This window comes from Bradyrhizobium sp. I1.14.4 (assembly GCF_050435825.1).
GTDB lineage: Bacteria > Pseudomonadota > Alphaproteobacteria > Rhizobiales > Xanthobacteraceae > Bradyrhizobium.
In genome coordinates this window covers 273006-296926 of the sequence record NZ_JBNDLA010000003.1, presented here as the reverse complement: position 1 = coordinate 296926, position 23921 = coordinate 273006, and the positions used below count along the sequence as shown (strand labels likewise).

The window sequence follows — 23921 nt, the reverse complement described above, 5'->3', positions numbered from 1 at the left end:
TGCTAAAATGCTAACGGGTTCGCGGCAAAGTACTCACAGCGTTGATCAAAACACGCTCCAGGTGGGTCTCGTTTACCGTTTGTTTACCAGGAAGCCCGAAGGTTAACGCTGGCGGCGCATGTAGCGCTTGGCTGCCGGGGCGTGAGCTGTCGCGGATTTCCGCTTCGAGGATCGCAACCAGGGAACAGGGGGCCACTCTAATCCCACCGGTCTTGCCGAGACGTGATTTGTGCTGGGACCCGCGGGGTTTGCGGGACAACACGTAACGAGCTCGTGCAATGGATGGTGCAGGACGCCTCACTCGATCGCTGCGATCGCTGGGGCCTCAAGCTGACCTGAGAGCAGCCGCTATTGGAGCGGTGGTGCTGTTGCGCGAGTATGTCGGTGTCCATCTCGCGCGCCGCCGCCGGCGTCCCGCCAAGCGGCCGCAGGTGATCGATCGCGAGCCGCGGAACCGCTACATCCTGCTGGTCGAACGCTACCTGCCGCGCCGCATCGGCCTGGTTGCGACGCTTGCGATCCTGTTCGGCAGCCTGGGCTTCGGCATCGTCAGGGGCGGCCATGCCGAGGAGTTCACCACGGCACTGAGCGACACCCGCAACGCGCTCGCCAATGCCGCAGGCTTCCGCATCACCACCGTCGGCATCAACGGCCGCAAGCAGCTGAGCCAGGACGAGGTGCTTGCGATCGGCGGCGTCAACGGCCGCTCTTCGCTGCTGTTCCTCGATGCCGATACCGTGCGCGCCAAGCTGAAGGCCAATCCCTGGATCGCGGATGCCACGATCCTGAAGCTCTATCCCGGCCGGCTGCAGATCGACATCGTCGAGCGCACCGCCTTCGCGCTGTGGCAGCAGAACGGCCGCCTGTCGGTAATCGCCTCAGACGGCGCGGTGCTCGAACCCTACGTTTCGCGCCGCTTCCTCAATCTGCCGCTGGTGGTGGGCAAGGGCGCCGATACGCGCGCCCAGGACTTCCTGGCGCTGCTCGACCGCTATCCGCAGGTGCGCTCGGTGACCAAGGCTGCGATCTTCGTCGGTGAGCGGCGCTGGAACCTGCGCCTGAAGGATGGCCTCGACGTTCGCCTGCCCGAGAACGACGTCGGCAATGCACTCGCCGCGCTCTCCAGGCTCGACAAGGACGAGAAGCTGTTCTCGCGCGACATTGTCGCCGTCGACATGCGCCTGCCCGATCGCCTGATCGTGCAATTGTCCGAGGAAGCCGGCAAGGCGCGCGACGAACTGTTCAAGGACAAGAAGTCCAAGAAGAAGGCCGGTGACTCCGCATGACCGGCCTCGATCGCAATCTGACCCCCAAGACGCGTCCGATGTCGAGGCGCACCGCGATGGTGGCTTCGCTCGACGTCGGCTCCAGCAAGATCGCCTGCATGATCGCGCGGCTCAAGCCGTCGCCGCCGAACGAGGCGTTGCGCGGCCGCACCCATGCGGTCGAGCTGATCGGCTACAGCCAGATCCAGTCGCGCGGCGTCAAGGCCGGTTCCGTCGTCGATCTCGCCGAATGCGAGAAGGCGGTGCGCCACGCCGTGGCGCTGGCCGAGCGCATGGCCAAGGTCCGTGTCGAGTCCGTCCTGCTGTCGGTCTCCGGCGGCAGGCTGCATGGCCAGCTGGTTGAGGCTGCAGCCGATATCCGCGGCGGCTCGGTGACCTCGGACGATATCAGCCGCGTCACCTCGGCCGGCATGCGCCACGCTGCCGGCGCGGGCCGCACCGTGCTGCACGCGCTGCCGGTCGGTTACGCGCTCGATGGCGTCAAGGGCATCCGCGATCCGCGCGGCATGGTAGCGCGACAATTCGGCGTCGACATGAACGTGGTCACGTCGGATGCGACGGTCGCAAAGAATCTCATGTTGGTGGTCGAGCGCTGCCATCTCAACGTCGAAGCCATGGCGTCGAGCCCTTATGTCGCCGGCCTGTCGGTCCTGACCGACGACGAAGCCGATCTTGGCGCCGCCGTCGTCGAGATGGGCGCAGGATCGACGACGATTGCGACTTACTCCGGCGGCCGCCTCGTGCACGCATCCGGATTTGCGCTCGGTGGGCAACACATCACGATGGATCTTGCGCGCGGCATCGGCGCGTGCATTGCGGATGCCGAGCGAATCAAGACTTTATACGGCACGGTGCTGACCGGCGGTTCGGACTCGCGCGAGCTGATGTCCGTTCCCACTGCAGGCGATGATCGGGAGACTCCGCAAATCGTGTCCCGCGCCACGATCGCGAACATTGTCCGGCATCGCGCCGAGGAGATATTCGAAATGGTCCGTGACCGGCTCGCGGATTCCCCCTTTGCGGCAGAGCCGAGGGCGCGTGTCGTGCTGAGCGGCGGTGCGTCGCAGCTCACCGGCACCATCGAGCTTGCCACCCGCATCCTGAACCGTCAGGTCCGCATCGGCCGCCCGCTCGGTTTCGGCCGGCTGCCGAACGAGGCGAAGGGCGCCTCGTTCTCGGTGCCGACGGGCCTCTTGGTCTATCCGCAATACGCTCATCTTGAACATGTCGAACCGCGGCGTACGCGGCAGCTCAGGACAGGGACAGACGGTTACTTCGGAAAGGTCGGACGATGGCTTCGCGAAGGCTTCTGATGACCGCACCCCGGCTCATTGCATTTTCACCAGCTCCCGCGGCCAGCGGCCGGGACGAACCAACTCGCGCATAATCGAGAGAGGCAACCATGGCACTCAATCTGACACCCCCTGACATCAGCGAGCTGAAACCGCGGATCACCGTCTTCGGCGTCGGCGGCGCGGGTGGTAATGCCGTCAACAACATGATCACCGCCGGGTTGCAGGGCGTCGACTTCGTCGTCGCCAACACCGACGCGCAGGCGCTGACCATGTCGAAGGCGCAGCGCATCGTGCAGATGGGCACCCAGGTCACCCAGGGCCTCGGCGCCGGTTCGCAGCCCGATGTCGGTGCTGCGGCCGCGCAGGAAGTCATGGACGAGCTGCGCGATCATCTCACCGGCGCCAACATGGTGTTCGTCACTGCCGGCATGGGTGGCGGCACCGGCACGGGTGCTGCGCCCGTGATCGCCAAGGCCGCCCGCGAGATGGGAATCCTCACCGTCGGCGTGGTGACAAAGCCGTTCCACTTCGAAGGTCAGCGCCGCATGCGCACCGCCGAGCACGGCATCGCCGAGCTGCACAAGGTGGTCGACACGCTGCTGATCATTCCGAACCAGAACCTGTTCCGGGTCGCCAACGAGAAGACCACCTTCGCCGACGCCTTCGCGATGGCCGACCAGGTGCTGTACTCGGGCGTCGCCTGCATCACCGACCTGATGGTCAAGGAAGGCCTGATCAACCTCGACTTCGCCGACGTCCGCGCCGTGATGCGGGAAATGGGCAAGGCGATGATGGGCACCGGCGAGGCAACCGGCGAGAAGCGCGCGCTGACTGCCGCCGAAGCTGCGATCGCCAACCCGCTGATCGACGATAGCTCGATGAAGGGCGCCCGCGGCCTCTTGATCTCGATCACGGGCGGCAAGGACCTCACTTTGTTCGAGGTCGACGAAGCCGCAACCCGCATCCGCGAAGAAGTCGATGCCGACGCCAACATCATCGTCGGCGCCACCTTCGACGAATCGCTCGACGGCGTGATTCGCGTCTCGGTGGTCGCAACCGGGATCGAGCAGGCCGCGATCGCTTCCCGTGCCCAGGCTCCCGCCGCGCAGCAGTCGGGCGGTTCGCCGGAGAGCCGGCTGGCCGATCTGACCGCCCGTCTGCGCGCCGACAATCAGCGCATGGCCGAGCGTGCCCAGAAGCTGGAACCGCCGACCGGCGTGACGGTCGCTCCGATCGCCGCCGCGCCCCAGGGGCGTCCGGCCGTCGAGCGTGCGGCGCTCGCGGCGATCGCCGCCGCGGTTGCCCCGGACAGCGCACCGGCTGCTCAGGCGCCGATGCAGCCGGCCTCCTACGGTGACGTCACGGTGCGGCCGATCGCCCAGAAGCCCACGTTGTTCCCGGACCACGAGGCAGCCAGGGCCGAGCAGCACGAACCGATGCCGCCCGAGACCTTCATCCCGCAGGCGGCCGAGCGGTCACCGGTCCGTGCCCCGCGGATGCCGAAGTTCGAGGATTTGCCGATGCCGGCGCAGGCCGAAATCCGCCAGGCCCATGGTGACGGCGAGGCGGAGCACCCGCAGAAGACCCGGCTGTCGCTGCTGCAGCGGCTGGCCAATGTCGGTCTCGGCCGTCGCGACGAAGAGACCGAGCCGCCGATCGCGGCCCGGGCCGCCGGACCGGCGATGCCGACAATGCCGCCGCTGCCCGAGCGCAAGGCGGCTCGCAGCGTCGCCCAGCAGATTTCGGCCAACGAATTGCCGGTATCAGAATATGCGAAGCGCCCGGCACCGCAGGGACTGGACGCTCATGGCCGCCAGGCGCCTGTTGCCCCGGCGCCACAGGGCGACGACCATCTTGATATCCCGGCCTTCCTGCGCCGGCAGGCAAACTGAAGTTTGTTACAACCTTGGCGACAAACAAGGCCTCGGCGGGGAACCGCCGGGGCCTTCTCCTTTTGGCGGGCAGGTGGTTGCATCTGACAAACAAGCAACTGATTTTAAATCATTAATTATTCTTTCGATGGTCAGATGGCCGCCCGCCAAGGACCGTTTTCGCTGCCGCAAGTTGGTTAACCTTGGGCGTGAATGCGGCGGAGATGGGGTAACAATCGGTAAAGAAGCGTGAGTTGGCGAGGTTTAGGAAATCACTATGGTCTGCCGTGACTTGGGGAGCTCAAGCGAGTCGGCCTTGGGGAAGTTTGGCCACTTGAATTGAGCGAAGTCGGGTAGTGGGCATTATCGAATGAAGTTCAGCCGTCAAACAACGCTTCGGTCGCAAGCCACCGTGACTGGCGTAGGCGTTCATTCCGGTCTTCCTGTCAGTCTCACGCTGGGACCTGCACCTGTCGATGCGGGCTTTATCTTTGTCCGCACCGGTCTTGACGGTGCCGACCGCGAAGTCACGGCCACCGCCGATGCCGTGATTGCTACCGAATTTGCCACGGTATTGGGTGACCGCGAAGGGCCGCTGGTTTCGACCGCCGAGCATGTGCTCGCGGCGCTGCGCGGCATGGGCGTCGACAACGCCACGATCGAAGTCGACGGGGCGGAAGTTCCGATCATGGACGGCAGCGCCGCGGCGTTTGTGGCAGCCATCGATCAGGCCGGCATCGTGACCCAGCCCGCCGTCCGCCGCTTCATTCAGGTGCTGAAGCCGGTGCAAGTCAAGATTGGCGATGCGACCGGCGAGCTGCGTCCGTTCGCCGGCGGGTTCCGCGCCGAAGTCGAGATCGATTTCACCAACAAGGTGATCGGTCAGCAGACCTACTCTTTCGATCTTTCGCCGGAGGGTTTCCGCCGCGAGGTCGCTCGCGCCCGCACCTTCGGCTGCATGAGTGACGTGGCGCGGCTGTGGGGCGCAGGCTTCGCGCTCGGCGCTTCCTTCGACAACACGGTGGTGTTTGACGAGGCCCGGCTGCTCAACGCCGAAGGCCTGCGCTACGCCAACGAGTGCGCCCGCCACAAGGTGCTCGACGTGATCGGCGATCTCGCGCTGGCCGGCCTGCCGCTGCTCGGCAGTTATCGTTCGGTACGGGGCGGTCACAAGCTCAACAACGCGGTGCTGAAGGCGCTGCTCGCCGACCGCAGCGCCTGGCGGGTGGTCGAATCGGAGACCGCTCGGCGGCCGGTCCGCGGCCATGTCGAAGCCGGTGCAGGCACGGTGGGCGGTCTCGTCGCCCCGGCCTACGGCCCGGACGTGTCCTGATCGCCGCAGGCGGTCGGGCCTAATTTCCGTAGTAACCACAGCAGGGTGTGAGCTTCGTCGGATCGCCTTATTCCCGGCGGATTGGCTCCGTATTCGGTTGGTCCACGGTCATTTTTCGGTTAAACAGGCCTGCGGTTGCGAGTGACGGCAGCCAATGGCACGGGAATTATTGCATCCATGACCGCGGTTCATGGGTGGAGTGGGGTCGCCGTTAACCGCATCAAAGGCGTCAGGTTTTACAATTCATGTCGGCAATGCGTATGGCGCTCGAACCACGCGAATCTTCTGACGTCTCCGGCCTGACGAAGGCCGCGCGCACGCTGCGTTTCGCGGCGGGCCTGATCGTGCTGGCACTGCCGCTCTCAGGCTGCGGCACCGGCGCGCTGTGGGACAAGTTCATGGCCAAGGACGACACCTTCGTCGATGAGCCCGCAGACAAGCTCTACAATGAGGGCTTGTACATGATGAATGAGAAGAAGGACCTGAAGGCCGCCTCGAAGAAGTTCGAGGAAGTCGACCGTCAGCATCCCTATTCGGACTGGGCGCGCAAGTCGCTCCTGATGTCGGCCTATTCGTTCTACCAGGCCGGCGACTATGACAGCTGTATCGGCTCCGCGACCCGCTACGTCACGCTGCATCCCGGCAGCCCGGACGCGTCCTACGCCCAGTACCTGATCGCGGCATCGCATTTCGACCAGATCCCGGACATCTCGCGCGACCAGAGCCGCACCGAGAAGGCGATCGCGGCGCTCGAAGAGGTGGTGCGTAAATATCCGACCTCGGAATACGCCACCCAGGCCAAGGCCAAGATCCAGGCTGCGCGCGACCAGCTTGCCGGCAAGGAAATGGCGGTCGGGCGCTACTACATCGAGAAGCGCGACTTCACGGCCGCAATCAACCGCTTCAAGACCGTGGTCACCCAGTACCAGACCACGCGCCATGTCGAAGAGGCGCTCTACCGGCTTACCGAGGCCTATATGGCGATCGGCATCGCCGGCGAGGCGCAGACCGCGGCTGCGGTGCTCGGCCACAATTTTCCGGACAGCCGCTGGTACAAGGACGCCTATAATCTAGTAAAGTCCGGCGGTCTCGAGCCGAGCGAGAATCAGGGTTCCTGGATCAGCAGGACTTTCAAGAAGATAGGTCTCGGCTAGGAATTGTCCTCGCATGCTGGCGCGTCTGTCGATCCGTGACATCGTCCTGATCGAACGGCTCGATATCGAATTTTCCCGTGGCCTGGCGGTGCTGACCGGCGAAACCGGTGCAGGCAAATCCATCCTGCTCGATGCCTTTGCGCTGGCGCTCGGCGGCCGCGGCGATGCCGGACTGGTGCGTCATGGCGCCGAGCAGGGGCAGGTCACCGCCACGTTCGATGTCCCGACCGGGCATCCGGCGGCCAGGATCCTGGCCGAGAACGGCCTCGACGACACGAGTTCTGAACAAGGTTGCGAAATGATCCTGCGCCGCGTGCAGCTCGCCGACGGCCGCACCCGCGCCTTCATCAACGACCAGGCAATCAGCGTGCAGACCCTGAAGGCGGTCGGCGCCGCTCTGGTCGAGATTCACGGCCAGCATGACGAGCGCGCCCTGGTCGACGCCTCGACACACCGCCAATTGCTCGACGCCTTCGCTGGACACGAGAAGGACGTCGCGGCGCTGGAAGCGTTGTGGGAAGCCCGGCGGACCGCAAATGCAGCACTCGACGAGCATCGCGCCGGCATGGAGCGCGCCGCGCGCGAGGCCGACTATCTGCGCCATGCGTCGCAGGAGCTGAAGACGCTGGCGCCGAAGCAGGGCGAGGAGACCGAGCTCGCCACCCGCCGCACCACCATGATGCAGGGCGAGAAGATCGCAACCGATTTGCGCGAGACGCAGGAGGCGATCGGCGGGTCGCATTCGCCGGTGGCATCGCTGTCCGCCGCTGTACGGCGGCTGGAACGGCGCGCCGCCAATGCGCCCGGACTGATCGAGCCTGCCGTCAAGGCGATCGACATCGCGATCAACGCGTTGGAGGAGGCCGACCAGCACCTCAACGCCGCGCTGGCGGCAACCGATTTCGATCCGGCAGAGCTCGAGCGCATCGAGGAGCGGCTGTTCGCGCTGCGCGCCGCTTCGCGCAAATATTCGACACCGGTCGACCTGCTCGCTGCGCTGGCGAGCCAATACGCCAACGACGTCGCGTTGATCGATGCCGGCGCCGACCGGCTCAAGAAGCTGGAAGCGGCCGCCGGTGAAGCCGACAACCGCTATGCTGCCGCTGCGGCAAAATTGTCGGCGGCACGCACCAAGGCGGCCGAGAAACTCAACAAGGCCGTCAATGCCGAGCTCGCGCCGCTCAAGCTCGAGCGCGCAAAATTCATGACGCAGGTCGAGAGCAACGCGGCCTCGCCGGGTCCGCAAGGCATCGACCGTGTCGAGTTCTGGGTCCAGACCAATCCGGGCACCAAGCCGGGACCGATGATGAAGGTCGCCTCCGGCGGCGAGCTGTCGCGCTTCCTGCTGGCGCTGAAGGTCGTGCTGGCCGATCGCGGCTCGGCGCCCACCTTGGTGTTCGACGAAATCGACACCGGTGTCGGTGGCGCGGTGGCGGATGCGATCGGCTCGCGGCTGGCGCGGCTTGCCGGCAAGGTGCAGGTGATGGCGGTGACGCATGCGCCGCAGGTCGCGGCCCGCGCCAGCCGGCATCTGTTGATCTCCAAGGATGCGCTCGACAAGGGTAAGCGGGTCGCCACCCGTGTCAACGCACTCGCGGCCGACCATCGCCGCGAGGAGATCGCACGCATGCTGGCCGGTGCCGAGATCACCGCGGAGGCGAGGGCGGCTGCGGAACGGCTGCTCAGGGCGGCGAGTTAATTTGCCCATGGCTGCCAAGGCGAAGAAAGCGCTCGTCGACGTCGACAAGCTCACCAAGGCACAGGCCAGGGTCGAGCTGACCCGGCTTGCGCTCGAGCTCGAGGGCCATGACAAGCGCTACTATCAGGACGATGCGCCCAGCGTCACCGATGCCGAGTACGACGCGCTGCGGCAGCGTTACAACGCGATCGAGAAGCGCTTCCCTGAATTCGTCACCGCGGAATCGCCGTCTCAGAAGGTCGGTGCCGCGCCGTCCGGACGCTTCAGGAAGATCCGCCATTCGCTGCCGATGCTGTCGCTCGACAACGCGTTTGCGGAGGCCGACGTGGTCGACTTCGTCGGACGTATCACGCGTTTCCTGAAGCTGCCGGACGATAAGATCGATTTCTCGGCCGAGCCGAAGATCGACGGGCTCTCGATGTCGTTACGCTATGAGGGCGGCGAGCTCGTCACTGCGGCAACCCGCGGCGACGGCGCCGAAGGGGAGGACGTCACCGCCAATATCCGCACGCTCGAGGACGTCCCGCAGAAGCTGAAGGGTCGCAACGTGCCCGAGATCTGCGAGGTGCGCGGTGAGGTCTACATGACCAAGAAGGCGTTCCTGGCGCTCAACGAGCGGCAGAAGGCCGAAGGCAACACCATCTTCGCCAATCCGCGCAATTCGGCGGCCGGCTCGCTGCGGCAGAAGGATCCTGGTATCACCGCCTCGCGACCGCTCGGTTTCTTCGCCTATGCCTGGGGCGAGATGAGCGCGATACCGGAAGACACCCAGACCGGCATGATCCACTGGTTCGAGCGCTGCGGCTTCAAGACCAACCCTCTGACCAAGCTGTGTCACTCGGTCGAGGAGCTGATCGCCTTCCATCGCGAGATCGAGGAGCAGCGCGCCGAGCTCGACTACGATATCGACGGCGTCGTCTACAAGGTCGATCGCATCGACTGGCAGGAGCGGCTCGGCTTCGTCTCGCGCACGCCGCGCTGGGCGATCGCACACAAATTCCCGGCCGAGCGCGCCATGACTGTGCTGCGCGACATCGAGATCCAGGTCGGGCGTACGGGCTCGTTCACGCCGGTCGGCAAGCTCGAGCCGGTCGGCGTCGGCGGCGTGATCGTGCAGAACGTCACGCTGCACAATGAAGACTACATCAAGGGCATCGGCAACAAGGGCGAGGTGCTGCGCGAGGGGCGCGACATCAGGGTCGGCGACACCGTGGTGATCCAGCGCGCCGGCGACGTGATCCCGCAGGTCGTCGACGTCGTGATCGACAAGCGGCCGAAGAGCGCGAAGGAATTCCACTTCCCGAAGAAGTGCCCGTGCCCGCTGCACACCGATGTAGTGCGCGAGGAGACCGCGACCGGCGAGGAGGGCTCGCGCGCGCGCTGCACCGGCGAGTTCGCCTGTCCCTATCAGAAGATCGAGCATCTCAAGCTGTTCGTGTCGCGCCGGGCGTTCGATATCGACGGCCTCGGCGAGAAGCAGCTGCAATATTTCTTCGATGAGGGATGGGTTAGGGAGCCGGCTGATATCTTCACGCTGCAAAAGCGCAACGCGAAGCTGAAGCTGGAGGACATCGAAGGCTACGGCGAAACTTCGGTGCGCAATCTGTTCGCCGCGATCGACAGCCGCCGCAGGATCGGGCTGGAGCGCTTCATCTATGCGCTCGGCATGCGCCATGTCGGCGAGACCACCGCACTGGCGCTGGCGCGCGGCTACGGCTCCTGGGACGTGTTCCACGAGGCTTGCCTCAAGGTCGCCAAGGGTGACGAGGAAGCCATCGCGGACATGGATGCGCTCGACCAGATCGGCGACACCGTGATCAAGAGCATCGCGGACTATTTCGGCGAGAGCCACAATCGCGGCATCGTCGAGCGGCTGACCAAGGAGCTCGACGAGATCATCGACGCCGAGAAGCCCAAGAGCAATTCGGTGGTGGCTGGCAAGACCGTGGTGTTCACCGGCTCGCTCGAAAAGATGACGCGTGATGAAGCCAAGGCGACGGCAGAGCGGTTAGGCGCCAAGGCGGCCGGGTCGGTGTCGAAAAAGACCGACTATGTCGTTGCGGGGCCCGGCGCCGGCTCGAAACTTGCCGAAGCGCAGAAGCATGGCGTCCAGGTGCTGACCGAAGATGAGTGGCTGAAGCTGATCGGGGAGTGACACGCGCCGTCGCGCCATTCTCAGCTGTCGTCACCCACGAAGGCGGGTGACCCAGTATCCCAGAGACGGCGATGCTTCACTCGATGGGCCGCGGCGTACTGGATCCCCGCATGCGCGGGGGACGACGAGTTGAGGGTGCGGCGCGCATGCCTCACATCATCCCCTGCTCATCCTCCTCGGCCTGCGCGATCAGCTCTTCGCTCACCACCAATTTCCGCCGCGGCACGACGAAGATCATGGTGCAGGCGCAGGCGATCGAGATCGCTGATATCGCCGAGGTCAGCGGCAGCGTGGTCGACGAGTGGCCGCCGAGATAGGCGCCGAATTGCGAGATCAGCGAGCCGATGCCCTGCTGCAGGAAACCCATGGCGCCGGAGGCGGTGCCGGCGGCCTCGGGCCGGATGCTGATGGCGCCGGCGGCCGAATTGGCCATCACGAAGGCGTTGGCGACCATCACGATCATCTGGGTGCCGAACAGCCAGAGCGGGGCTTGGTTCAGCCCCGCAAGACTCCAGATCAGGTTCAACAGGCTGCCGCCGACCTGCAGCGCGAGGCCGAACCAGATCAGCCTTTCCAGCGAGTGCCGCGGCGCGAAGCGCACGCACAGCAGATTGCCGACAAAGTAGCCGAACCCCGTCATCGCAAACCAGGCGCCGTATTCGGCGCTGCTGCGGCCCATCTGGGTCACCACGATATAGGGACCGCCGCCCGCGAAGGCGAAGATGATCTGCGACGCCAGCACCTGGCACAAGAGATAGCCGACGAAGGCGCGGCTTCGCATCAGCCTGCCGAGATCGCCGCGAAAGCTCGAACTGTCGGCGCGGTCGCGACGGGTCTCGGGCAAGGCCAGCGCGATGAAGATCGCGACGGTCAGCGACGCCGCGGTGATGAAATAGAGGATCGCGCGCCAGCCGACCGTGGTCTCCAGAAGACCACCGGTCAGCGGGCTCACCATCTGCGCGATCATCAGCGCGGCGACGACGAGACTGATCATGGCGCCGACCCGCTCGCGCGGATAGAGATCGCGGATCATGGCGCGGCTGATCACCATGCCGCTGGCGCCGCCGAGCGCCTGGAGGAAGCGCGCCGCGATCAGCTGCGGCAGGGTCTCGGCAAACACCGAGCCGACGCCGGCCACGACCATCAGGCCGAGGCCGGCGAGCAGCACCGGGCGGCGGCCGAACTTGTCGGACAGCGGCCCCATGATCAGCTGCGAGAGAGCAATGCCGACCATGTAGAGCGACACGGTCATCTGCGCGATCGAGATATCGCGGCCGAACGTGGTCGCCAGCACCGGCAGTGCCGGAACCAGCATATAAAGCGAGATCGGCGCGACGCCCGTCATCACGACGAGCATCAGCAGCATGACCTTCGATGTCGCGATGCTGTCCTTGTTGTCTTGGTTGTCTTGGGCCGCGCCGGGCGGCTTCCCCGTCACGCCGTGCATTCAGGTCCGATCCAGCATTGTGGAAAGACTGTAGCGTGCCCGTCCGCGCGGAATACGGGTGTTTCGGCATACGCCCATGCGATTTCAGGAGGTGCAGCGCTGATGTTTCGTCTCGCGCAACATCTCCTACTGTCGTCCTCCGCGAAAGCGGGGGACCCAGTATTCCAGAGGGCGGAGTTTTTAGCCGATCGGCCGCGGCGTACTGGATCCCCCGCTTTCGCGGGGGATGACACCGATAGCGGGGATGACACTGAGTGTGCGGATGCTTGCGCCCGCCGCTACGTCAGCGCCGCGGTCGCCTCGTCCAGCCACAGCTTGGTGGCGTTGTCGTCGAGATGCGGACGCACCACACGCGCGACGCGGGCGTGATAGTCGTTGAGCCAACTCAATTCGCCTTGGCTCAGCATGCTCACCTCGATCAGGCGGCGATCGATTGGCGCCAGCGTCAGGGTCTCGAATGCGTTGACCGGCTTCTCGGCGCTGGCAATGTCGGTGCCGATCACGAGCTCGAGGTTCTCGATCCGGATGCCGTAGGCGTCGGTCTTGTAGTAACCGGGCTCGTTGGACAGGATCATGCCGCGCTTCAGCGGCGTGGTGCCGAGCTTGGAAATCCGCGCCGGGCCTTCATGGACGCTGAGATAGCTGCCGACGCCGTGGCCGGTGCCATGCTCGAAATCGATCCCGGCCTGCCAGAGATATTGCCGCGCCAGCGTATCGAGCTGTGCGCCGGTGGTGCCGTCGGGGAATATCGCGCGGGCGATCGCGATATGGCCGCGCAGCACGCGGGTGAAGCGATCGCGCATCTCGTCGGACGGCTTGTCGATCGCGATAGTGCGGGTGACGTCGGTGGTGCCGTCCTGATATTGCGCGCCGGAATCGATCAGCAGGAGATCGCCAGGCTCGATGCGGCGGTTGCTCTTGCGCGTCACGCGGTAATGCACGATGGCGCCGTTCGGCCCGGTGCCGGCGATGGTCGGAAACGAAACGTCCTTCAGCGCGCCGGTCTGGCGCCGGAAAGTTTCCAGCGCCTCGACGGTGTCGATCTCGGTGAGGTGGCCTGAGGGCGCCTCGCGGTCGATCCAGGCGAGGAAGCGCGTCAGCGCCACCGCGTCGCGCCGATGCGCCGTGCGCGTGCCTTCGATCTCGGTGAGGTTCTTGACCGCCTTCAGCAGGCTGACCGGGTCGCTGCCGCGCACCGGCTTGCCGCCGGCGCCCGTGATCAGGCGGCTCAGCGCATCGGCGGCGGTCGCACTGTCGAGCGCGACCGAGGCGCCGCGCTTGGCGAGCTCGGTGAGTTTTGGCGCCAGCGCCGCCGGCTCCTCGACATCGGCCGATTGCTCGAGATGGTCGCGGGTCGCGTTGGACAGCTTGCGGTGATCGATGAACACCAGCGGCCGGCCGTCCTTCGGCACCAGCGCATAGGACAGCGGCAACGGCGTATGCGAGACGTCGGCGCCGCGGATGTTGAAGGTCCAGGCCACCGCGTGGCTGTCGGAGAGCACCAGCGCATCGACGCCGAGCCGGTTGATTTCGATCCGGATGCGCTTCAGCTTCTCGGCCTCGATCTCGCCGGAGAACTGCGCGCCGTGGACCGTGACCGGGCCGAGCGGCGGGGCCGGCCGTTCGTGCCAGATCGTGTCGACAGGGTTGCTGTCGACGGCGACCAGCTCGGCACCGGCCTTGGTGCAGGCGGCCGCCAGCCGTTCGGCTGCCGCAGAAGTGTGCAGCCAGGGGTCAAATCCGAGGCGGTCGCCGGCCGCCAGATGCCGGGTCACCCAATGCTCCGGCGGTGGCTCGACCAGCGGCTCGACCTGCCAGGCCTTGCGGTCGACCTGCTTGGCGGCCTGCAGCGTGTAGCGGCCGTCGACGAACAGGGCGGCTTCCTTGCTCAGCACGATCGCGAGTCCGGCCGATCCGGTGAAGCCGGTCAGCCAGGCAAGCCGCTCCTCGGACGCGGCAACATATTCATTCTGCTGCTGATCGGCGCGCGGAACCACAAATCCCGTCAGCTTGCGCCGCGCCAGTTCCTCGCGCAACGCGCTCAGCCGTGCGGTCAGCGCCACGCCGCCTTCGGGCTCTTCGAACGTCTGGAAATGGGCTTCGAACATCACTGTCGCACTCTCTTCGGATGGAGCATGATCTTCGCGCAAGCGCAGTCAAGCGTGACCATATTTTTGGCATAACTTATGCTTGAAACATGACATAGTAGAACTGGCCGGACGATGTCCACTACGCGTCATCGGTCAAGCGTACGGGGAGTGTCCAGGAGTGTCTCAACTCAACGGTGAGGAGATGCACGATGCCTGCATTCACGTTTGAGAAGATCTCGCCGCCGGCCCCCCGCGGCCCGATCGCTCCGATCGAACAGAAGCAACGTGGCGTCATCGTTCAGATGCTGGACCGCTTCGCCGAAGCGCGGGCAAGGCGCGGAGCAAATCAGGGCCGCGCAGCCGGTCAGGACAAGGTCGAGACCGCCGGCCGCGATTCCGACGCGCCGAAATAACCTGCAGATCGCGTTTACTGCCCGAGGTCGGACACCTTCACCACGGTCACACCGACGACCTTGGTGCCTTCGAGTTCGCGCACGATCCGCTCATCGGAGCCGACGATACCCAGATCGAAGTCGCGCTCGGGCGTCAGCAGCGTCATGCGCTGACCGACGATGACGACGATGGTCATGTCGAGCGTCTGGCCGGATATCGCCCATTCCTTGAGCTCGTTGCAAAACGGCTGCCTGCGCCAGGCGTCCGGGAAGCCCGGATCGCATCTGACCTCGAGGCCGTCTTCGGATGTGGTCAGGACAAGCTTCGATCGGGAGGGCTTCCAGTGCTCCTCCAAAAGCTCGTTGACCAGCCAGACGCAGCTGAACGAGCGGCATTCCGCCGGCCGGCTCGGGTAGGTCCGGCAGCCGCGTCCCGGCTCGCAATGCGGACACCATGCGTTGGCGGGCTTTGCCAGCTCCTCGATCGCCATCACCTTGCAGCAGAGCGTGCAGTCGCCGCACTGTCTGCCGGTCGCGGTCATTTCACGGAACGCAGCAGCAGGCTGCTCCAGCCCTCGATCTTCAGATGCCGGAGCGGCACCAGCCCGCGGGCCCGATAGGCGGCGATGACGGCCGGCGCCTGGTGCGTCAGCAGGCCGGAGAGAATCACCTGCGCGAACGAAGCGAGGTGGCGCGCCATCGGCCCGGCCAGCTGCCGCAGCGGATTGGCGAGGATGTTGGCGAGCACGAGATCGAACGGACCATCTTCCGCAAAGCGCGGCGCTGCAAATCCGGTGGCGCGGATCACGTCCACAAGATGTCCTGCCCCGTTGAGCCGGGCGTTCTCCGCGGCGACCCTGACCGACGGCGGGTCGATGTCGCTGGCCAGCACCTTGCCGTGCAGCGCCTTGGCGGCGGCGATCCCCAGCACGCCAGTCCCGGTGCCGAGATCGAGCACGCGGCGGGGCTGGTATGCCTTCAGCACGTGGTCGAGCAGCAGCAGGCAGCCGCGCGTGGTGCCGTGATGGCCGGTGCCGAAGGCGAGCGCCGCCTCGATCTCGATCCCGAGCTTGTTGGGCGGTACCTTGAGCCGGTCATGCTGGCCGTGGACGATGAAGCGGCCGGCCGCGACCGGGACAAGGTCCTCCAGGCTGGCCTTGACCCAGTCCTTCGCTTCCACGGTATCAAATACCAAAGTCGATGCGACATCCTGCCGCACCACCTGTCCGACCAGCTCACGGAGTAAGGATTGGTCGTGCGCTTCGGCAAAATGGACCGTGACGTCCCAGCGGGCATCCGGCCGTTCGAAAGCCGCAAAAGCCGCCTGATCCTCGAAAAACAGCTCGGAAAGCGCGTCTACCACGCGCTTTGCGGTCGATTCGTCGGAAAGGGTGATGCTGGCGCGGTGTGTGGACGGGGTCATCGGACGCCGGTAGCGCGGTTTTTGTTAAAATTTCAAGCCAGATTCAATCGAATATCGCGAGAATTGATAGGTTCGCGATTCAGACAACCTTAGATACCGCCGTACTACTACGGTGGAGGAACTCGGGAACACCGTTCGTTCCAAGGCATCACAACCAACGGCAGGGCAGCAATGAAGGCTTTTATCGTTAGATTCTTGCAGAATGAGTCCGGCGCGACCGCCATCGAATACGGACTGATTGCCACCGGCATCGCCATCGCCATCATCGCCGCGGTGAATGGCGTCGGCACGAATTTGAGCGGGACGTTCAGCACGATTGCCGGCTCGCTGAAGTAAATTTCGCAGACGGCGTTCTCAGGGAAACACCGGGTGATCCGTCGCCCGGTGTTTTCTTTTGGCAGCTTGTCCACAGAGTCTCACGCGACCTGTCAAGAAGACATCAAGCGCGTTGTCCCGGGGTTGTCCCCCTTCGCTGCACAGCCGGTCCACCGTGATGTCCACCGGCTTTCGCGTCAAAGGCACCGGGTCCGCCCACCGCAGATCCACAGCTTCTCAACAAGCCTGTCCACAGCTTGCCACGCCATCGGTGCGCGTGATGCGTCGTCCGCTCTATGAGAACAGCGCGCGATGGTCGGCCAGGATAGCTCGCGCGGCGTTGTGCCCGGGGGCGCCGGTGACGCCGCCGCCGGGATGGGCGCCAGACCCGCAATGGTAGAGACCTCGGAGAGGCCCGCGGTAGTCGGCATGGCCGAGCATCGGCCGCGCCGAGAACAGCTGGTTTAGCGTCAGCGCGCCGTGAAAGATGTCGCCGCCGAGCAGGCCGAATTGCCGCTCGAGGTCGAGCGGCGACAGGATCTGGCGGCCGACCACGGTGCCCGCGAAGCCGGGCGCATACCGGTCGACGGTTGCGATCATCAGATCGGCGACCTCCTCGCGATGGTCGTCCCACGATTTGCCGTCGGGCAGTTGCGGCGCGACGTGCTGGCAAAACAGGCTCGCGACATGCTGGCCCGGCGGACTCAGACTGTCGTCGAGCGTCGAGGGGATCAGCACCTCGACGACGGGCGCGCGGCTCCAGCCGAATTCGCGCGCATCGCGCCAGGCGCGATCCATGTAGCCGAGACTTGGGGCGATGATGATGCCCGCGGTGAGGTGATCGCCTGGGCCGGGCAGCGCGCTGAACGAGGGCAGGGCGCTCAGCGCTACATTCATCCTGAATGTGCCGGACCCGTTCTGCCAGCGTGAGATGCGCGCGAGGAATTCGCCCGCCAGTGCGCCCCCCGGCACCAGGCGAGTGTACAGCAGCTTCGGATTGACGTTCGAGACGACATATTTGGCGCGGACGGTCTTGCCATCGTCGAGGATGACCCCGGTGGCGCGATCCTTCTCGACGATCACCTCGCGGACGGGCGCATCGGTATCGATCTCGACACCATGGCTGCGCGCAGCGCTTGCCATCGCCTGGGTGATCGCACCCATGCCGCCGATCGCGTGGCCCCAGACACCCTTCTTGCCGTTCACCTCGCCAAACGCATGATGCAGCATCACATAGGCTGAGCCCGCCGCGTAGGGGCTCGCATAATTGCCAACGATGGCATCGAAGCCGAACAGCGCCTTGACGAGGTCGTTCTCGAAACGCTCGTCGAGTATCTCGCCGGCCGATCGCGTGAACAGGTCGAGCAGGTCGCGCTGTTGTTCCAGCGATAGCCGCCGCAGGATGTTGGCGGTGCCAAGCGCATTGAAGGCCTCGCTCATGGCGCCGATGCCAAAGCCCTCGACGAGGTTCGGCGGCGCGCGCAGCACGAATTGGCGCAGGACGTCGGCGATGGCTTCGAGTTCCCTCGAGAACACGCCGATTGTGGCTGCGTCGCGCTCGCTGAGCTTCGCGACCGACTGCTGGGTGCGGCCTTCGCCGGTCAGCAGGTAACTGTCGTCGGGCGCGGGAAGGAAGTTCTGGGCGCGCCGCTCGACGATCTTGAGGCCGTGATCGGCAAGTTTCAGGTCAGAAATGATTTGCGGGTTGAGCAGGCTCACCGTGTAGGCGGCGACCGAATTGCGGAAGCCCGGACAGAACTCTTCGGTGACGGCGGCGCCGCCGACCACCTTGCGGCGTTCCACGACCTTCACCCGCAACCCCGCCATCGCGAGATAGGCTGCGCAAGTGAGGCCGTTATGCCCCGCACCGATGATGGCGGCATCATATTCTCGATTGGACATGGCGCTTCTATAGTCCGAATGTCCGTATCTCACCACAGCGGGCCGCGTCGGGTCACAAAACCGTACCGATCCAGATACGATAGTTCGACGGCGATTGTGCGGGGCCGCAACTTGTCTGCGAGAAATGGTCGGCTCATGTCCCGCCCCCGAAGCCGTGGAGCACCCATGCCGTTTGTTTTCGATCAAAGCGATATCGAGTGGTCGGACGACAATTCCGATCCACCACCGCCGCGCGCCGACCAATTTGTCTACCTGCCGGCGCCGGGATACGGCGGGGTCCACGGTCCCGTTCACTTTTCTCTGGACGTCCCGCCCGAACCGCCGGCTCCCGAAAGGGTCCCGTTTCCGCGACCGAGCCTCTGGGATCGCCTGCGCGGCCGGAGACCTCCGGCCGCGCAAAACGCGCAGGCGGTCGCAGCCGGGCATGGAGCGCGCGCCGCGCACGCCGCCTTTGCCCGGCAGCGTCTGCTCGCGGCCGCGGTACCGGTGCTCCGCGATCTCGGCGTGCAACGGCTCTACTGCCGCTATGACGGCGGCAATGACGAGGGATTTACCTGGCTCGACAGTGCCACGCCTCGCGACGGAACGCGCATCGACGCGGACACGCTCGTGGAGCAGCTTGTCGAGCGCAAGCTGCTCGATCGGCTAGTCGCCCGCGGGGTGACGAGCCGGCACGACGGCGCCAGCGAGCGCAACCAGATCGCCTCCTTTGTTCGCGATTGGTTGTGCACGGAGTTTGCGACGATGCTGCTCGGCAGCGGCTATGGCACCGGCGAACATGTCCTCTATGGTGCGTTCACAGTCGATCTCGACGCCTGCACCGTGATTGACGACCCTGGCGCCGATCCGGTGACCTGCAATATCGAGATCGTGAGGTAGCCTGCGATGGCGCATCCCTATCATCATGCAGTCCGCTCCGCGCGCCTGTTCGGCGGAACACCAGAGGATTATCTCCCGATCCACGACTGGTTCGACGAGAGCAAGGCGCATCTGGCCGACGTGCGGCATCGTGCGCTTCGCCACCACAGCGAAGGTATCTTCTTGTGCGAAGCCATCTTCGGCGCAACGTTGACCAACAGCGCCGGCAAGCAGGTGCCGGTGCGCACGGTCGGCGAGCAGCACGTCAAGGACGATCTCGGCTGGATTCCCTCGGTCAAGGATTGGTTGCAGCATCTTGAGATTCAGCCCTGGATGGGACGTACGCCGTTCCGGCCGCAAATGGACGCCCCCGGTACGGAAGGCGCCGCCGACGCCCGTGTCACCTGAGCAGTTCAAGCGATTGGCATCGGTGCCCGTGTTGCCCGGTGCATGCCCCTATGATTCAATACATGGCGCCCGGTGTTGATCTGCCGGACCGTCCGCCTCCGGCGCCCGCCGGATCCATGCCGGAGCTTTCATGACATCTGAGCCGACCGCTTCGCGAAACCGGCTGGTGCTGGTTGTCTACACCGCCGCGATCTTCGTCAGCGCCCTGTTGCTGTTCTCGGTGCAGCCGCTGTTCACCAAGATGGTGCTGCCGCGGCTCGGCGGCTCGCCGGCGGTGTGGTCGGTGGCAATGGTGTTTTTCCAGTCGCTGCTGCTCGGCGGCTACGCCTACGCGCATCTGCTGATGAAGCTGAACAGCCGTGTTGTGCCGATCGCTGTGCATCTGGTGCTGCTCGTCGTCGCGCTGCTGACATTGCCGCTGTCGATCCGGAGTGGCTGGGGCGAGCCGCCAACCTCGGGCTATGCGATCTGGCTGCTCGGCCTGTTCGTAGTCTCGATCGGCCTGCCGTTCTTCGCGCTCGCCGCCAACAACCCGCTGCTGCAGGCCTGGTTCGTGCGCACCGGGCACCCCGACGGCCCCGACCCGTATTTCCTCTACGCGTCGTCGAACATCGGCAGCTTCCTGGCGCTGCTGTCCTATCCGGTGCTGCTGGAGCCGATGTTCACGTTGCGCACCCAGAACCTGATCTGGACCGGCGGCTATGGATCGCTGATCGTCCTGATCTCGGGTTGTGGCGTGCTGCTGTTGCGGTCGCCGGCCAATGCCGCTGCACGCAACATGCAAGTCGATGATGCCAACGCGCCGGCGCCGTCGTGGGCGCTGCGGGCGCGCTGGATCTTCCTGGCCGCGGTGCCGTCCGGCCTCCTAATCGCGGTGACAGCGCATATCTCGACCGACGTCGCGGCGGCTCCCTTGCTTTGGGTGCTCCCGCTGTCGCTGTATCTCCTGACCTGGGTGCTGGTGTTCCAGTCGCGGCCGTTGCTGCCGCACAAATGGATGCTGCTGGCACAGCCGCTGGCGATTGCCGGCGTCGTGATCCTGCTCGCGGTCGGCGGCGAGCAGAACCTGCTGTTGACGCTCGGCGGCCATCAGCTCTGCTTCTTCATCATCGCGATGGCCTGTCACGGCGAACTCGCACGCACCCGCCCGGCGGCGAAATATCTCACCGGCTTCTACGTCGCGCTGTCGTTCGGCGGCATGCTGGGCGGCCTGTTCGCGGGGCTGATCGCGCCGTTCACGTTCTCATGGGTCGCCGAATATCCGATCCTGCTCGCGCTTGCGGCGCTGTGCCGTCCGCCCGGCGGCGCGGAGCGGCTGCCGCGCTGGAGCGCCTGGTACTGGCCGTTCCTTGCGGTGCTGGCGGTGGCGTTGATCGCGCCAAGCCATTCGGCCGGCGATATGTTCAACTGGTTCGACGACCACCGGGTCTGGGTGATCGGCGCAGTCGGCGTGCTCTCGGCGCTGCTGGCGCTGACGCTGAACGCCAACCGCTGGAAGATTTTTGCGACCGTCGTCGTCGCGCTGGTGGTGCTGCGCGCCTATCCATCCGACCATGGCCGCGTCGAAACCGTGCGTAGCTTCTTCGGCGTCCACAAGATCGTGGTGACGACGAACGGGCAGTATCACGTGCTGATGCACGGCACCACGATCCACGGCGCCGAGAAGTTCAGGAACGACGACGGGACGCCGGTTACCGGGCGGCCGGAGCCGATCAGCTACTATCACAAGGATGGCGGCATCGGGCGGGCGATCACCGCGATCCGCGAGCGCAAGGGCGCGCCGCTGAAAGTGGCGGTGATCGGGCTCGGTTCGGGGACGCTGACCTGCGCGTCGGCCCCCGGCGAGGATTGGCGATTCTTCGAGATCGACCAGTCGATGGTCGATACCGCGCGCGACCCGAAATACTTCACCTACATCCAGAATTGCGAGCCGAAGCTGAAGCCTGTGATCGGCGACGCGCGGCTGACCTTCGCCAAGGAGCCGGACGGTGTCTACGATCTCATCATCGTCGATGCCTATTCGTCGGACGCGATCCCGATCCATCTCGCGACCGAAGAGGCGATGGCGATCTACAAGGAGAAGCTGGCGCCGGAGGGCGCGGTCGTGATGCACGTCTCCAACCGCCATCTCGAACTCGCCAGCGTCGTGGTCGGCATCGCCGATGCCAACGACATGAAAAGCTGGGTCTACAGCGAGGATTCCGGCCGCGACAACGAGTACATCTTCTCGACCTCTGTCGTGGTCTCCGCGCGCGAGGAGGCCGATGTCGGCACGCTCGCATCGTCGGACGTCTGGACCGAGACCGACGCCGACGAGAAGCAGCGGGTCTGGACCGACGACTATTCGAACGTGCTGGGTGCGGTCTATCGGCGCTTGCGTGACGGCGAGCAGTAGGTCTGAGCGGTCTCGTTGTCGCCAGACCCTGCAAGCCGAGCGAAGCGCCGGATGACGGCTCCGGCCCTAACCGATCATCTGTTGACGACTTTCGCCCCGACAACTCTCTAAAGCGCGATGCGATTGGGGTGAATCGTCATCGCGCCTTAGTTCATTGTTTGAGCATGATCGTTCCGGAAAACCGCTTCGCACTTTTCCGGATCATGCTCTAGCAGTCCGGTACCAGCAACTTTGCAATCTGGGGTTTGACGATCGCGACAAACAGTCCGGCATCGTCGAAAGCTCTCGCAGAGAGCATTGCTCCATGGACCGATGCCATCAGCATTTGGGCCTCCTCTTCCGGCCGCTTCTCCAGCCGGAACAGGTGCTGTGCCGCTCCAGCCTCTAGCACCGACGTAAGCCATCGTGCGAGATGATGGAAATAGGCGCGGACGCGAGATGCGACCTCTTCCGGCAACATCGGCATCTCGCCGGCAAGCATCGCGCAGACGCAGAAGGGCAACGAGGCGTCTCGAATGCAGGTCTGCCAGAAGTTCACATAAGACTGTAGTTGGCCGGCCGGGCTAGCGAACTGCTCTTGAAGAGCCTTCAGGCCCAGCTCCGTCTGCTGCCTGTAACGATCCACCAGCGCCGCGACCAATTCGGCCTTGGTCGGGAAGTGGTGGTGGATGCTCGCCTTCCTGATGCCGATCGTATCCGAGGTGTCGGCATAGCTGAATCCGTTATAGCCTCCCGCGACGATGAGAGACTGCGCGACATCGAGAATCCGCTCTGGCTTTGGCGCGTTCTATTTCCTGGTTTCCGCAATCTGGCTCGTTGCCATAGGCTATCGCAACGTGCATGCGTAGGTGCTGCGTGGTCGCGCCGGAGCGCGCCAGCTCCACGTCGGTCACCTCGACAAGCTATTTCGTCTCCGCCGGCGTTGCATTCGCAGACGTGGACGCCGAAGCGGCCAGCAGCGGCATCGCCGGCGTGCTCTCGCCGGTGTCCTCGTCGAGGAATTGCTGCACGCCGGCCTGGATCGACGACTTCGCGCTGTCAGGGCCGCGGTCGCTGAGGTCGTTGTGCTGGAACTCGGTTCTGATCACCTTGATCCCGGCCTTGGCGCAGATCTCGTCGTCAGGAACGACGCCGGGGTCGGCCTTGAAATGCGGATCCCTGGATCGGAACGAGAGGATCTTGATCTTGCCGTCGGTGATGAAGGGGACGCGCAGATTGTCCAACGTCACGACCTTCTTGACCAGGTCGGGATGCTGCTTGGCGAAGAACATCGAGATGTCGCCGCCGTTGGAGTGACCGATCAGCGTCAGGTGACGATAATCCGCATTCGGATAAAGCTTCTTGATGTCGTTGATCGCAGCCATGATGTTCAAGACACCGCGATTGTATTGCATGCGGCGGCCAACATATTCCTCGCCGACCTTGGTCACCATCGGTGCATCGGTATCGAGATCATGCTGAACGCTGATCACGAGGTAGCCGCGCGAGGCGAACACATTGGTGAGGAACGAGTACTCGGTGTTCTTGACGGTGTTGCCGTGGCTCAGGATCGCGACCGGCAGCTCGACCATCTCGGCAACGGCCTGCATTTCCCGGTCACGACGGATCGCGATCTCGACCGCCACGCTGCGGTCGTCGCGCAGGATATCATTGAACGTCACCGTTACGTGACGGATCGCCCATTTGTCCGTCGTGTAGTAGGCGGCCATCGCCACGATGCACAGGCAAAGGACAACGATGCCCCGTTTCATTTTGACCTCTGAACTTGCGTACGTGACCCGCGCTTCTGGCCCTGATTTCATGGGGGCATTCCGCGTGAATCGGCCCTTCCGTGGCGAAGCGGGCGCCATTGCCGCCGAATACCGGGCTAATTTTACAATCAGATGACGACGCGGCGA

19 protein-coding genes and 1 pseudogene are annotated in these 23921 nt (G+C 64.8%); 13 read left to right on the top strand and 7 right to left on the bottom strand.

The window, feature by feature from the left end; translation table 11 throughout:
• Window positions 1-69: 69 nt before the first annotated feature.
• From ABIB78_RS08510 to ligA, 8 genes and pseudogenes are all read left to right on the top strand, one after another.
• A pseudogene (locus ABIB78_RS08510) lies at window positions 70-339 on the top strand (hypothetical protein); the annotation flags it as partial.
• Window positions 279-1286, top strand: a complete 1008-nt coding sequence (locus ABIB78_RS08505; RefSeq protein ID WP_429023596.1) for a cell division protein FtsQ/DivIB — start codon at window positions 279-281, stop codon at window positions 1284-1286. The pseudogene ABIB78_RS08510 and the gene ABIB78_RS08505, both read left to right, overlap by 61 nt.
• Window positions 1283-2599, top strand: a complete 1317-nt coding sequence (gene ftsA, locus ABIB78_RS08500) for a cell division protein FtsA (protein WP_429023594.1) — start codon at window positions 1283-1285, stop codon at window positions 2597-2599. Before ABIB78_RS08505 ends, ftsA begins: the two co-directional genes overlap by 4 nt.
• 89 nt (window positions 2600-2688) lie before the next feature.
• A complete protein-coding gene (ftsZ, locus tag ABIB78_RS08495; protein WP_429023592.1) occupies window positions 2689-4473 on the top strand; it encodes a cell division protein FtsZ in 1785 nt (594 codons plus the stop codon).
• 349 nt (window positions 4474-4822) lie between these two features.
• Window positions 4823-5785 (top strand): UDP-3-O-acyl-N-acetylglucosamine deacetylase, encoded by a 963-nt coding sequence (gene lpxC, locus ABIB78_RS08490; RefSeq protein ID WP_429023590.1) that lies wholly within the window; start codon window positions 4823-4825, stop codon window positions 5783-5785.
• A gap of 245 nt (window positions 5786-6030) precedes the next feature.
• Window positions 6031-6939, top strand: coding sequence for an outer membrane protein assembly factor BamD (locus tag ABIB78_RS08485; protein WP_429023588.1), 909 nt, complete (start codon window positions 6031-6033; stop codon window positions 6937-6939).
• Between the two features lie 13 nt (window positions 6940-6952).
• Window positions 6953-8638 carry a DNA repair protein RecN gene (recN, locus tag ABIB78_RS08480; RefSeq protein ID WP_429023586.1) on the top strand — a complete coding sequence of 562 codons (1686 nt, stop codon included), beginning with the start codon at window positions 6953-6955 and terminating at the stop codon, window positions 8636-8638.
• 7 nt (window positions 8639-8645) lie between these two features.
• On the top strand, window positions 8646-10793 hold the full coding sequence (ligA, locus tag ABIB78_RS08475) for an NAD-dependent DNA ligase LigA (RefSeq protein WP_429023584.1): 2148 nt from the start codon (window positions 8646-8648) through the stop codon (window positions 10791-10793).
• Between the two features lie 151 nt (window positions 10794-10944).
• Here ligA and ABIB78_RS08470 read toward each other — a convergent pair whose 3' ends face one another.
• Both ABIB78_RS08470 and ABIB78_RS08465 read right to left on the bottom strand, forming a co-directional pair.
• Window positions 10945-12240 carry a multidrug effflux MFS transporter gene (locus tag ABIB78_RS08470; protein ID WP_429023582.1) on the bottom strand — a complete coding sequence of 432 codons (1296 nt, stop codon included), beginning with the start codon at window positions 12238-12240 and terminating at the stop codon, window positions 10945-10947.
• A 278-nt stretch (window positions 12241-12518) separates the two neighbouring features.
• Entirely contained in the window at window positions 12519-14348 is a 1830-nt protein-coding gene (locus ABIB78_RS08465) for an aminopeptidase P family protein (protein WP_429023580.1), read from the bottom strand.
• Between the two features lie 191 nt (window positions 14349-14539).
• Here ABIB78_RS08465 and ABIB78_RS08460 point away from each other — a divergent pair, with 191 nt between their 5' ends.
• Window positions 14540-14743 carry a hypothetical protein gene (locus ABIB78_RS08460; RefSeq protein WP_429023578.1) on the top strand — a complete coding sequence of 68 codons (204 nt, stop codon included), beginning with the start codon at window positions 14540-14542 and terminating at the stop codon, window positions 14741-14743.
• Between the two features lie 14 nt (window positions 14744-14757).
• Here the strand turns inward: ABIB78_RS08460 and ABIB78_RS08455 are convergent, their stop codons facing one another.
• Window positions 14758-15264 (bottom strand): hypothetical protein, encoded by a 507-nt coding sequence (locus tag ABIB78_RS08455; protein WP_429023576.1) that lies wholly within the window; start codon window positions 15262-15264, stop codon window positions 14758-14760.
• On the bottom strand, window positions 15261-16145 hold the full coding sequence (locus ABIB78_RS08450; protein ID WP_429023574.1) for a 50S ribosomal protein L11 methyltransferase: 885 nt from the start codon (window positions 16143-16145) through the stop codon (window positions 15261-15263). The genes ABIB78_RS08455 and ABIB78_RS08450 overlap by 4 nt, the downstream gene beginning before the upstream one ends.
• Window positions 16146-16316: 171 nt before the next feature.
• Between ABIB78_RS08450 and ABIB78_RS08445 the strand changes: the two genes are divergently transcribed.
• Complete coding sequence (locus tag ABIB78_RS08445; protein ID WP_429023572.1) at window positions 16317-16481, top strand: Flp family type IVb pilin; 165 nt, start codon at window positions 16317-16319, stop codon at window positions 16479-16481.
• A 273-nt stretch (window positions 16482-16754) separates the two neighbouring features.
• Here ABIB78_RS08445 and ABIB78_RS08440 read toward each other — a convergent pair whose 3' ends face one another.
• Window positions 16755-18362 carry a phytoene desaturase family protein gene (locus ABIB78_RS08440; RefSeq protein ID WP_429024038.1) on the bottom strand — a complete coding sequence of 536 codons (1608 nt, stop codon included), beginning with the start codon at window positions 18360-18362 and terminating at the stop codon, window positions 16755-16757.
• A gap of 165 nt (window positions 18363-18527) precedes the next feature.
• Here ABIB78_RS08440 and ABIB78_RS08435 point away from each other — a divergent pair, with 165 nt between their 5' ends.
• The 3 genes from ABIB78_RS08435 to ABIB78_RS08425 all read left to right on the top strand — a co-directional run bounded on the left by ABIB78_RS08435 (window position 18528) and on the right by ABIB78_RS08425 (window position 22023).
• Window positions 18528-19241, top strand: coding sequence for a hypothetical protein (locus tag ABIB78_RS08435; RefSeq protein ID WP_429023570.1), 714 nt, complete (start codon window positions 18528-18530; stop codon window positions 19239-19241).
• Window positions 19242-19247: 6 nt separating this feature from the next.
• Complete coding sequence (locus tag ABIB78_RS08430; protein ID WP_429023568.1) at window positions 19248-19628, top strand: DUF6915 family protein; 381 nt, start codon at window positions 19248-19250, stop codon at window positions 19626-19628.
• Window positions 19629-19758: 130 nt separating this feature from the next.
• Window positions 19759-22023 carry a spermidine synthase gene (locus tag ABIB78_RS08425; protein WP_429023566.1) on the top strand — a complete coding sequence of 755 codons (2265 nt, stop codon included), beginning with the start codon at window positions 19759-19761 and terminating at the stop codon, window positions 22021-22023.
• Between the two features lie 208 nt (window positions 22024-22231).
• Here the strand turns inward: ABIB78_RS08425 and ABIB78_RS08420 are convergent, their stop codons facing one another.
• Together ABIB78_RS08420 and ABIB78_RS08415 are read right to left on the bottom strand one after the other, a co-directional pair.
• Window positions 22232-22789, bottom strand: coding sequence for a TetR/AcrR family transcriptional regulator (locus tag ABIB78_RS08420; RefSeq protein ID WP_429024037.1), 558 nt, complete (start codon window positions 22787-22789; stop codon window positions 22232-22234).
• Between the two features lie 136 nt (window positions 22790-22925).
• A complete protein-coding gene (locus ABIB78_RS08415; RefSeq protein WP_429023564.1) occupies window positions 22926-23774 on the bottom strand; it encodes an alpha/beta fold hydrolase in 849 nt (282 codons plus the stop codon).
• Window positions 23775-23921 lie beyond the last annotated feature (147 nt).